Annotated in this window: 9 protein-coding genes; 4 read left to right on the forward strand and 5 right to left on the reverse strand. The window is 70.4% G+C overall.

What is annotated here, in order from left to right:
• Nucleotides 1-6: 6 nt before the first annotated feature.
• The 3 genes from AC3WLF_RS03130 to hrcA all read right to left on the reverse strand — a co-directional run bounded on the left by AC3WLF_RS03130 (nt 7) and on the right by hrcA (nt 2,655).
• Nucleotides 7-402 (reverse strand): RNA-binding S4 domain-containing protein, encoded by a 396-nt coding sequence (locus AC3WLF_RS03130; protein WP_492357822.1) that lies wholly within the window; start codon nt 400-402, stop codon nt 7-9.
• Nucleotides 399-1,514, reverse strand: coding sequence for a ferrochelatase (gene hemH, locus AC3WLF_RS03135; protein WP_492352815.1), 1,116 nt, complete (start codon nt 1,512-1,514; stop codon nt 399-401). Before hemH ends, AC3WLF_RS03130 begins: the two co-directional genes overlap by 4 nt.
• A 106-nt stretch (nt 1,515-1,620) precedes the next feature.
• Nucleotides 1,621-2,655 carry a heat-inducible transcriptional repressor HrcA gene (gene hrcA, locus AC3WLF_RS03140; protein ID WP_492320869.1) on the reverse strand — a complete coding sequence of 345 codons (1,035 nt, stop codon included), beginning with the start codon at nt 2,653-2,655 and terminating at the stop codon, nt 1,621-1,623.
• A 102-nt stretch (nt 2,656-2,757) separates the two neighbouring features.
• On the opposite strand from hrcA, the gene AC3WLF_RS03145 reads away from it, so the two are divergent.
• From AC3WLF_RS03145 to mprA, 4 genes are all read left to right on the forward strand, one after another.
• Nucleotides 2,758-3,675 carry an NAD kinase gene (locus AC3WLF_RS03145; protein WP_492320870.1) on the forward strand — a complete coding sequence of 306 codons (918 nt, stop codon included), beginning with the start codon at nt 2,758-2,760 and terminating at the stop codon, nt 3,673-3,675.
• Nucleotides 3,676-3,741: 66 nt separating this feature from the next.
• Complete coding sequence (gene recN / locus AC3WLF_RS03150; protein WP_492356900.1) at nt 3,742-5,496, forward strand: DNA repair protein RecN; 1,755 nt, start codon at nt 3,742-3,744, stop codon at nt 5,494-5,496.
• Between the two features lie 55 nt (nt 5,497-5,551).
• A complete protein-coding gene (locus AC3WLF_RS03155) occupies nt 5,552-6,001 on the forward strand; it encodes a hypothetical protein (RefSeq protein WP_011614896.1) in 450 nt (149 codons plus the stop codon).
• Between the two features lie 109 nt (nt 6,002-6,110).
• Nucleotides 6,111-7,736 carry an MprA protease, GlyGly-CTERM protein-sorting domain-containing form gene (gene mprA / locus AC3WLF_RS03160; protein WP_492356899.1) on the forward strand — a complete coding sequence of 542 codons (1,626 nt, stop codon included), beginning with the start codon at nt 6,111-6,113 and terminating at the stop codon, nt 7,734-7,736.
• 18 nt (nt 7,737-7,754) lie between these two features.
• Here the strand turns inward: mprA and rrtA are convergent, their stop codons facing one another.
• Nucleotides 7,755-8,393, reverse strand: coding sequence for a rhombosortase (gene rrtA / locus AC3WLF_RS03165; protein ID WP_492320873.1), 639 nt, complete (start codon nt 8,391-8,393; stop codon nt 7,755-7,757).
• Nucleotides 8,383-11,256 (reverse strand): bifunctional [glutamate--ammonia ligase]-adenylyl-L-tyrosine phosphorylase/[glutamate--ammonia-ligase] adenylyltransferase, encoded by a 2,874-nt coding sequence (glnE, locus tag AC3WLF_RS03170; protein ID WP_492340389.1) that lies wholly within the window; start codon nt 11,254-11,256, stop codon nt 8,383-8,385. The genes rrtA and glnE overlap by 11 nt, the downstream gene beginning before the upstream one ends.
• Nucleotides 11,257-11,489 lie beyond the last annotated feature (233 nt).

The raw sequence follows: 11,489 nt of genomic DNA on the forward strand, positions 1-11,489 counted from the left end.
GTCATTTCAGCTCTTCAGGTGGTCGATGCGGCGCCGGTCCCGCTTGGTCGGGCGCCCCTGGATCTGCGCGGACGGCTCCGGCTGCAGGCGCCGGCGCTCGGCATCGGCCAGCCGGCGCGACTGGCTTTCGGCACTTTCCTCGTACAGCGTCTGCGCCACCGGCGCCGGCCCGCGCGCCGGGGCAATGCCTTTCACCACCAGCTCCCAGCGCTGCTGGTGCGCTTCCAGCACCACCGTGTCGCCGGGCTTCACCTCGCGCGAGTTCTTGCATGGCTGGCCGTTGACGGTCACCTTGCTGCGCTCCACCGCTTCAGCCGCGAGCGAGCGCGTCTTGAAGAAGCGCCCGCACCACAGCCATTTGTCGATGCGCTGGCGCGCATCCGGCTCAAAGTCGACGTTCATGCCGCCGCTCCCCGGGTCTGGGCGCGCGTGCGCCGTGCTTCCAGTTCATGCGGATGCGGCGTGGCCAGCGGCCAGCCCTGCAGGTGCTGCAGCGCGATCTCGGCCATGGCCGCGACCCACGGATCGGCGTCATTCAGGCACGGGATGAAATGGAAATCCTTGCCGCCCGCGACCTTGAACTCGGTCTGCCCTTCCATGGCGATCTCCTCCAGGGTCTCGATGCAGTCGGCCGGAAAGCCCGGGCAGAAGACATCGACCCGGCCCGCGCCGACCTTGCCCAGCTCGGCCAGCGTCGGCGCGGTGTACGGCTGCAGCCATTCCGCCTTGCCGAAACGAGACTGGAACGTCACCTGGTACTGGCCCGGCTCTAGGCCCAGCGCCTCGCCCAGCAGCCGGCCGGTCTTCAGGCATTCGCAGTGATAGGGGTCGCCCAGCTCCAGCGTGCGCCGCGGCACGCCGTGGAACGACAGGATCAGCTTGTCGCCGCGGGCAAAGTCCGGCATGCCGTGGCGCGCCCAGTAGGCGGCGACCTGCTGGTGCAGCGCCGAGATATAGGCCGGGTGGTCATGGAAATGCTTGACCAGCCGCAGCTCTGGCTGGTTGCGCCACTGGCCCAGCACCCGGAACACCTCGTCGAAGGCCGTGGCCGTGGTGGTGCCGGAGTATTGCGGATACATCGGCAGCACCAGCACCTGCTCGCAGCCCTGCCGGCGCAGCGCCTCCAGCACCGAGGCGATCGACGGGTTGCCGTAGCGCATTGCGCACGCGACCGTCACTTCATGGCCATGCTGGTGCATCAGCCGCTGCAGCGCATGGGCCTGGCGCTCGCTGTAGACCAGCAGCGGCGAGCCCGTCATATGGGCCTCGCGCAGCCAGATCGATTCGTATTTCAGCGCCGAGGCGCGCGAACGCAGCGGCAGGATCACCCCATGCAGCAGCGGCAGCCAGGCCGCGCGCGGGATCTCGACCACGCGCGGGTCGGACAGGAATTCCTTCAGGTAGCGCCCCACCGCCTTGGGCGTGGGAGCGTCCGGGGTGCCCAGGTTGACCAGCAGGATCGCCGTGCGCGGCGCGTGGCCGTGCTGGTAGGCCGGTTCGGGAGAAAACGTCATGTCGCTTCCGGGTTGACACGGTGCCGGGACGGCGCCGGTGCGGCGCACCGGCGATTGCCGCGCCCGGCGGGAATGGAGCCGCTTGTCAGACCAGCCAGTCTTTGCACTAGTTCTGGCTCAGGGCGCTGGACAGCAGGCGCGCGGTGATGTCGACAATGGGGATCACGCGCTCATACGCCATGCGCGTAGGGCCGATCACGCCGAGCGTGCCGACGATCTGGCCGTCGACCTCGTACGGGGCGGTGATCACCGCCATTTCTTCGATCGGCACCAGCCGGCTTTCGCCGCCGATAAAGATCTGCACGCCCTGCGCATGGCTGGACACGTCCAGCAGCTGCAGCAGGCTGGTCTTGTGCTCGAACACGTCGAACAGGCGCCGCAGCTTGTCCATGCTGGAGGCCAGGTCTTCCACTTCCAGCAGCTTGCGCTCGCCACTGATAAAGACGTGGTCGTCGTCCTCGTCCTCGGCGACGCTGCCGGCCTCGACCGCGGCCTGCATCAGCTGCGACATGTCGCGGCGCAGGTCCTGCAGTTCCACCCGCAGGTGGCCGCGCACCGCGTCGAAGCTCATGCCGGCATAGTGCGAGTTGAAGAAGTTGGCCGCCTCGATCAGCTGGGCCGGCGTGTACGACAGCTCGGTCTGGATAATGCGGTTCTGCACGTCCCCCTCGGGGCTGACGATGATCAGCAGGATGCGCTTGTCCGACAGCCGCATGAATTCGATCTGCCGGAACGCCTGCGCGCGGCGCGGCGTCATCACCACGCCGGCAAAGTGCGACAGGTTGGACAGCGTGCGCGCCGCCGCCGTGATCATGCGCTGCGGCCCCAGCTGCTGGCCGCCGAGTTGATCCTGGATCTGGCCGGTCAGCTCGGCCAGGTCGGCGTTGCGCTCCAGCGGCTTGGCCGTCAGCATCGAATCGACGAACAGCCGGTAGCCGCGCGGGGTCGGGATACGGCCCGCGGAGGTGTGCGGGCTGGCAATAAAGCCCATTTCCTCCAGATCGGACATCACATTGCGAATCGTCGCAGGCGACAGGTCCAGCCCCGAGTACTTCGACAGGGTGCGGGAACCGACCGGCTGCCCTTCGGCAATATAGCGCTCGATCAGGGTCTTGAGCAGCGTTTTGGAGCGTTCATCCATGATGCCCCGATTTTACGCAAGTTTTGGACCTTCTGGCGGACGGCCTGGCCCGCCCGCCCGCGCCTGCTGACAACCGTCATGGCGGTATGGTCTAATCCCGCCATGTCCGCCCCCCCGAGAGCCAGCGCCGTGCGCACTTCGTTCAAGACCGTCGCCCTGGTGGGCCGGTACTCCACTGCCGGCATCGAAGGGCCGCTGGAGGAGATCGCCTCATATATCCTGCGCAACGGGCAGGACGTGGTGTTCGAGCGCGAAACCTCGCTCGCCACCGGGCTGACCGCCTACCCTGCCCTGTCCGCCGAGGAGATCGGCCGGCAGGCCGACGTGGCCGTGGTGCTGGGCGGCGACGGCACGCTGCTGGGCATCGCGCGCCAGCTGGCCGGCTACGACGTGCCGCTGATCGGCGTCAACCACGGGCGGCTGGGCTTCATGACCGACATCGCGCTGGAAGACGCGCACACCGTGCTGCCCGACATGCTCGACGGCCGGTATGAGGCCGAGACCCGCCTGCTGCTGGAATCGCGCGTGGTGCGCGACGACATGGACATCTTCTCCGCGCTGGCCCTGAACGACGTGGTGGTGAACCGCTCGGGCATCTCCGGCATGGTCGAGCTGGCGGTGTCGGTGGACGGCCACTTCATGTACAACCAGCGCTCGGACGGCCTGATCGTGTCGACCACCACCGGGTCCACCGCCTACGCGCTGTCCGCCGGCGGCCCGATCCTGCACCCGACGCTGTCGGGCGTGGTGCTGGTGCCGATTGCCCCGCACGCGCTGTCCAACCGCCCGATCGTGCTGCCGCACGACGCCGAGGTCACCATCGAGGTGGCCAGCGCGCGCGACGCCAGCGTCAACTTCGACATGCAGTCACTGACCTCGCTGCTGCCGGGCGACCGCATCGTGGTGCGGCGCTCCGAAAAGACCATCAACCTGCTGCACCCGGTCGGCTACAACTACTACGCCACGCTGCGCAAGAAGCTGCACTGGCACGAATACCCGTCCGAAGACAACCGCCTCTGAGCCAGTATCAAGCCGCCCTCCAAGCCTGAGCCCGAACCCATCGGACCGACTACCTTCCACGCCACGATGCTGCGCAGCCTGTCCATCCGCGATTTCGTCATCGTCGATACGCTCGACCTGGACTTCACCACTGGCTTCACCGTCTTCACCGGCGAGACCGGCGCCGGCAAATCCATCCTGATCGATGCCCTGGCGCTGGTGCTGGGCGAACGCGCCGATGCCGGCGTGGTGCGCGAAGGCGCCCCGCGCGCCAGCGTCAGCGCCACCTTCTCGACCCACCCGGCACTGGATGCCTGGCTGGCCGAGCGCGAGCTCAACAGCGAAGCGGAAGACGGCGTGCACACCGTGCTGCTGCGCCGCACGGTCGATGCCGGCGGCCGCAGCAAGGCCTTTATCAACGGCGCCGCCGCCACCCTGGCGCAGCTGCGCGAAGTCGGCGACCAACTGGTCGACATCCACGGCCAGCACGCGCACCAGCTGCTGCTGCGCCCCGATGCGCAGCGGCTGCTGTTCGACGCCCACGCCGGCCTCACCCAGCAGGCCGGCGCGGTGGCCGAGGCCTGGCGCGCCTGGCGTGCCTGCGTGCGCCAGCGCGAGGCGGTCGAGCACCAGTCGCGCGAGATGCAGCTTGAACGCGAACGGCTGGAATGGCAGGTCGGCGAACTGGACAAGCTCAACCCGCAGCCGGGCGAATGGGAAGAGATCCAGTCCGAGTACAACCGCCTGTCGCATGCCGCCGGCCTGATCGACGGCAGCCGCGCCGCGCTGGACGCACTGTCCGAGGCCGACGGCTCGGTGCTGTCGGCGCTGAATACCATCGTGCACAAGCTGCAGCAGCTGGCCGATGTCGATGGCGCGCTGCGCGACGTGCTGGCCGCGCTCGAGCCCGCGCAGATGCAGGCCGAGGAAGCCGCGCACTCGCTCACGCGCTATGTCGACCGGCTCGAACTCGATCCCGAGCGGCTGCAGGCGGTCGACGAACGCATGCAGGCGCTGCACGCCACCGCGCGCAAGTACCGCCTGCCGCCCGAGCAGCTGCCCGACGAGCTGGCGGCCCGCCGCCAGCAGCTGGACGACCTGCAGGCCGCGCAGGACCTGAACAAGGTGATGGCGCGCGAGGCCGCGGCCAAGGCCGCCTACCTGACCCTGGCGCAGCATCTCAGCCACGCCCGCCAGCAGGCCGCGCAGGCGCTGTCCGCCGCGGTCACCGACGCCATGCAGGGCCTGTCGATGGCCGGCGGCAGCTTTGTCGCCGCGCTCAATGCGCTCGACGAAGGCCAGAGCCATGGGCTCGAGCAGGTCGAATTCCTGGTCGCCGGCCATGCCGGCGTGAGCCCGCGGCCGCTGGCCCGGGTGGCCTCCGGCGGCGAGCTGGCGCGCATCAGCCTGGCGATCTCGGTGATCACCAGCGAAGCCTCGCCCACGCCCACGCTGATCTTCGACGAGGTCGATACCGGCATCGGCGGCGCGGTGGCCGAAGTGGTCGGCCGGCGCCTGCAGGAACTGGGCCGCGCGCGCCAGGTGCTGTGCGTGACGCACCTGCCGCAGGTGGCGGCGCAGGCCGGCACCCACCTGCTGGTGAGCAAGGAAACCACCGATGCGGGCGACGGTTCGGTCACGCGCTCGCGCATCCGGGTGCTGGATCCCGCCGGGCGCGTGGTCGAGACCGCGCGCATGCTGGGCGGCGCCACCGTCACCGCCACCACGCTGCAACATGCGGAAGAAATGCTGGCGCAAGGCATGGCCGGCGGCCAGGGCAGCCAGCCCGCGCGCGGCGCGGGCGGCAAGGATGGCCGGCGCAGCCGCCGCGCCGCCGGCTGACGGCCCCCGCCCGCCCCGCACATGCGCCAATCCATACACTGACAGGAGCCTCACCATGACCCGCCAAGCGCAAGCCGGCCTCCGGCAACGACCGCGCGCATCGCTGCGCGCCGTGCTGGCCATCGCCACCGCCGCATCGGCCGCACTGCTGGCGCTGTCCGCCTGCCAGGCCCAGCCCAAGTCCTCGGCCCCGCCGCCGGGCAGCATCAGCGATGACCGTTCCCTTGGCGACATCATGGTGCGCTTCAAGCCGCCCGCAGTGAACCTGTCAGAGGATGCCGGCAAGCTGCTGGCCGGGATCAAGGGCCCGATCCGCTACGTGGTCAAGCGCCCGATGTCCGGCGGCGTCTGGCTGGTCACCGCGATCTCGCCGTCGGCGGACGCCACCATCGACCAGGCGGTCGAGACCCTGCGCGCCACGCCCCGCATCGAGACCGCCGAGCCGGACCGCGTGCTCAAGCCCAACCGCAACATTCCCACCAGCCGCGACATGCCGCAGAGCTGAGCCCGGATTCAGGACAGGTCTTAAGCCGTCGGTTGCCCTTGCGCAACTACGCTGAATCGTATTCGCTACATAACAAGCCCCCACGCGCGCTACGCCCCAGGAGGTATACATGCCGCAACCCGCGCAGTCCGACTTCCGTAGCAGCCTCGTGACCCGCCGCTGGCGGGCCATCGTCTTCGCCGCCGCCGCTGTGTGCGGCGCGATACCGGCCAGCGCGGCACTGGCTGCCGGCGCCCATGCCGCACCCGCCTACACCGGCCAGATCATCGTGCGCTGGCGCGATGGCGCCGATGGCAGCAGCAAGACGCCTGCGGCGGCGGCGGATGCGCTCAAGCAGCTGAGCGAGCGCACCGGCATTGCCGTCACGGCGCGCCGCGCCATGGGCGGCAACCTGCAGTTGCTGCAGGTACCCGACGCACTGGCAGACGACCCGGAAGGCGCGGCGGCCCGGCTGCGCCAGGACCCGCGCATCGCCGATGCCGTGCCCGACCGCTGGCTGCGGCTGCACGACACCCTGCCCAACGATTCCGAGTTCATCTCGCGCCAGCCTTACCTGATGGGTACCGGCACGGCGGTGGGCGGCGTCAACCTGCCGCGCGCGTGGGACCGCAGCCGCGGCAGCAGCGGCGTGGTGATCGCGGTGGTGGACACCGGCATCCTGCCGCACCCCGACCTGGCGGCGCGCGTGTTGCCGGGCTACGACTTCATCAGCAGCAGCACCATTTCCAATGACGGCGATGGCCGCGACGCCGATGCCACCGATGCCGGCGACAATCTCGAGGCCGGCTTTACCTGCCCCGGCAGTTCAACGCCCACGCAGACGGCGACCGGCAACAGCTGGCATGGCACGCGCGTGGCGAGCGTGTTCGGCGCGCAGACCAACAACGCGCAGGACATCGCGGGCGTCGACTGGAACGCGCGCATCCTGCCCGTGCGCGTATCGGGCCGCTGCGGCGCGCTGCTGTCCGATACCGTGGACGCCATGCGCTGGGCCGGCGGCTTGTCGGTACCCAACGTGCCGGCCAATCCGACGCCGGCGCGCGTGGTCAATATCAGCCTCGGCGGCGGCACCTGCAGCAGCATTGAGCAACAGGCCGTCAACGACCTGAACGCGCGCGGCGTGGTGGTGGTGGCCGCCGCCGGCAACGAGCGCGGCGCGGTGGAAGCGCCGGGCGACTGCAGCGGCGTGATCGCGGTCACGGCGCATGCCAACGACGGCGAGAACGCCAGCTATGCCAATGTCGGCCCGCAGGTCGCGATCAGCGCGCCGGGCGGCGGGTGCGGCAACTCGCAGATAGTCAATGGGCAGTGCACGACCGCGCCCTCGGTCATTCGCACCTTGAACAACGATGGCAAGACTGGCGTTGGCAACTATGTGGTGACGTCATCCGCGGGCACCAGCTTCGCCGCACCGATGGTCTCGGGCGTGGTGTCCATGATGTTCGCGGTCAATGGCTCGCTGACCCCGGCCCAGGTCACCGCGGCGCTGAAGGCTTCGGCACGCCCGCATCCGTCCGGCACCTATTGCACCACCAATCCGGGCGTCTGCGGCGCCGGCCTGCTCGATGCCGACGGCGCACTGGCGACCGCGGCGGGCACGCCACCGGCGCAGGCTGCGCCGGCACCGGCCTCGGGCAACGGTGGTGGCGGTGGCGGCGGCGCCGTTGCGCCCTGGACCGCGCTGCTGCTGGCGCTGTCCGGCCTGCTGGCCTTCGCGCTGCGGCGCCGCATGTAAGCCCGGCGCCTGGCCGGCTCAGGCGTCGTCGCCGCGGGCCGGGCGCCGCGCCAGCCACCACTCCTGCACGACCCAGCACAGCAGGCCGGCGACGGCGCCGGCCGCGTGCGCGACGCGCACCACGCCAAACCCCCAGGCCGGATCGAACACCACCGGCGCCAGCCACGACTGCTCCACCCAGACCTTGGCCAGCACGCCCAGGCACAGCAGCACGCCGGTGACGCGCGCCAAGCCCGAGGCCCGCAACAGCCCGAGCGCGCCCCACAAGGCCAGCCCGTGCAAGGCGCCTGAGAGCCCGCCATACCACGCAATCGCCGGCACGCGCAGCACCACCACCTGCACCGCGATGCCGCAGGCAACCAGCACCAGCAGCAGGATGCGCGCACGCGCCACGCGCGCGGCGATGGCCAGCACGCCGGTGGCCGCCAGCGCGTCGGCCAGCCAGTGGTGTCCGTCCAGGTGCACCCACATGGCGGTGGCCAGGCGCCACCACTGGCCGTCCAGCCGCACCGCATCGCGCAGGTAGAGGCCGTGCGCATGCCACCACGGCATGAAGGTGAACCATGCCGACAGCGCCCACACCAGCGCGATCGCCGCCAGCAGCCCCGGCCACGATGCCCCGGCGGGCGCCGGCGGGACTGCCGCGTCAGGCTTCACCGAACACGGCCTGCCACAGCGCGCGCACCTGTCCGGTCTGCTGCGCCACCGACGCGGGCGCCACACGCGCGTGCGCCTGCCCGTCGAGCCGCAGCTGGTGCTGGCGCGCGCGGAACAGCCGGTATGCATCGCCCACCGCCAGTGCCAGCGTGGCGTCGATCAGGCCCAGCTCGCCCGCTTCGCGCAGCAGTGCGATATTGCCCGCGTTGCGCGTCAGCTGCGGGTGCGCACGGCTGTGCAGCAGCACCAGGTACTGCACCGTGAATTCGATATCGACCATGCCGCCGCGATCGTGCTTCAGGTCGAACAGGTCGGTCGGGTTGGGATGGCCTTCGGCGACCTTGCGGCGCATCTGCACGATCTCGTCGCGCAGCGCGGCGGCATCGCGGCCCTGGCACAGCACCTCGCCGCGCAGCGCCTCGAAGCGGTCGCCGATGGCGGCGTCGCCGGCGCAGAAGCGCGCGCGCGTCAGCGCCTGGTGTTCCCACACCCAGGCGGTGTTGTCGCCTTCGCGCAGCTGGTAGCGGCGGAACGCCTCGAAGCTGGTCACCAGCAGGCCGGCCGCGCCGTTGGGGCGCAGCCGCGTGTCGACGTCGAACAGCGCACCGGCGGCGGTATGGCTGGTCAGCCAGGTGATCAACCGGCGCGCATAGGCGGAGTAGACGTCGGGCGCGCGCTCATGGTCATCGTCGTACAGGAAGATGATGTCCAGGTCCGAGGCATAGCCCAGTTCCTTGCCGCCCAGCCGGCCGTAGGCAATCACCGCGAAGCGCGGCGTGTCGCGGTGGCGCGTGGCCAGCTGGCGCCAGACCGTTTCCAGCGTGGCCTCGAGCATGGCATCGGCCAGGTCGGACAGGCGGTCGGCCACCTGCTCCACCGTCAGCATGCCCTGCAGGTCCTGCAGCAGCACGCGGAAGGTCTCGACATGGTGCTCGCGCCGCAGGATGTCCATCTGCTGCTCGATCTGGCCTTCGGCGGCCAGCAGCCGCTCATGCAGGCGCTTGCGGAAGGCGGCCCAGTCGGGCGCGCCAGCCAGCGCATCGCTGTCCAGCAGTTCGTCCAGCAGCTGCGGGTGCCGCGTCAGGTAGGCCGCGGCCCAGCGCGAGGCATGCAGCGTCTGCGCGACGCGGTCCATCGCCTGCGGGTATTCGGACAGCAACGACAGGTAGGAGGCGCGGCGGCTGATCGCCTCGAGGAAGTCGATAAAGCGCGCGATGGTGCTGTCGGCGTCTTCCTGGCGCGCGGCCAGGTCGAGCGCGCGGTTCACCAGCTGGTCGAAGCGCGCGCGGCTGGACTCGGACAGCGCGCGGTAGCGCAGCGACGAGGCGATCGCGCGCAGCCGGTCCAGCAGCCCGGTGCAGTCGGTAAAGCCGGCGGCCTGCAGGCGCTGGCAGGGCGCGGCGTCATCGCCGCAGGCCGCATCGTCCTGCTTCTGTTCCGGGTTGTCCTGCGCTTGCGCGGCGTTGTCGTCGAACACGATGCCCGGCCACAGCGCTTCGCACGGGGCGGCATCGGGATCCGAGAAGGTGGCCTCGAACTGCTGCGCCACCGGCTCCTGCAGCGCCGCCAGGCGCGCCAGCAGTTGCTGCCAGTCGGCGCAACCCATCATCTGCGCCACCGCCAGCTGTTCTTCGGGCGAAGTCGGCAGGTGGTGGGTCTGGGCGTCGTCGCGGTACTGCAGCCGGTGTTCGAGCTGGCGCAGGAAGCGGTAGGCATCGCCGAGCTGCTCGGCCTGGCCGGCGGGCAGCAGCCCGCGCTCTACCGCCACCGCCAGCACTTCCAGCGTCGGGCGCACGCGCAGTGCGGGGTCCTGGCCGCCGCGGATCAGCTGGAACACCTGCGCCATGAATTCGATCTCGCGGATGCCGCCGCGGCCCAGCTTGATATTGAACGACCGCTGGTTGACGCCATGCCCCGCCAGCCCGCCGCTGCGCTTGGCGGCCTCGCTGCGGATCTGCGCGTGCAGCGAGCGGATGGCGGCGATCACGCCGTAGTCCAGGTAGCGGCGGAACACGAAGGGCGTGGTCAGCCGCGCCAGCAGGCTGGCGGTGCGCTGCGCATGCGGCGTGTCGAGCGCCGACACCACGCGGCCCTTGATCCAGGCATAGCGCTCCCACTCGCGCCCCTGCACCACCAGGTATTCCTCCAGCATGCCCAGGCTGCACGCCAGCGGTCCGGCGTCGCCGTTGGGGCGCAGCCGCATGTCGACGCGGAACACATAGCCGTCGGCGGTCACCTCGGCCAGCAGGTTGATCAGCCGGCGGCCGAGACGGATGAAGTACTCGTGGTTGGACAGGCTGCGCGAGCCGCCCTGGGTCTCGCCGTCCTCGTCATAGAGGAAGATCAGGTCGATGTCGGACGAGACATTGAGCTCGCGCCCGCCCAGCTTGCCCATGCCCACCACCACCAGTTCCTGCACCTCGCCGCTTTGGGCGCCGACCGGGCGGCCAAAGGTGGCGGCCAGGTCGTCGCCCAGCATCGCCAGACCGTGCTGGATCGCCAGCTCGGCCAGGTCGGTCATGGCGCCGGTGACCTCGCCCAGCGTGGCCAGGCCGCGCAGGTCGCGCTCGATCACCGCGCACATCACTTCGGCGCGCAGACGGCGCAGGCTGCGCTTGGCGGATTCCTCGGCATCGGCCGAGGGCTCGTGCAGCGCCTGCAGCCGCGCCTGCATCCAGGCGCGCGTCAGCGGCTGGGCGGCCGCGGCGGCCAGGATGGCCGGCAAATCCGGCCGGGCCTGCAGCACGCGGCGCGCGTAGTGCGAATACGCAGCCGAGTACAATACGTGGCCGCCCGCGTGGCCAGCCCCGTCAGCCGGCTGCAGCTCCTGCGCCGCGGTGATGGCGAAGGCGCCGGCAGCCATGGTGCCGGCGCCCGGCCCCGGCTGCGGGTCCGCCGGATTGGCCGGATCCGGTGTGGCGCGCGCGCCATGTTGGTCAGCAGCGTCGCCAGCGGCGGAACTCGTCGGTTCAGAGGCAGTCATTCCAGTATTTGAAATGCGAGAAAAGGTGCGGCCCGTGGTTGGTCCCGCGGTTCACCTGCTCGCGTCCTGTTGTCCGCGCAGCGGGCGCGCCATCGTGGCTATTGTCGCTTTGG

It is taken from the genome of Cupriavidus sp. FW306-01-F10A (assembly GCF_058782785.1).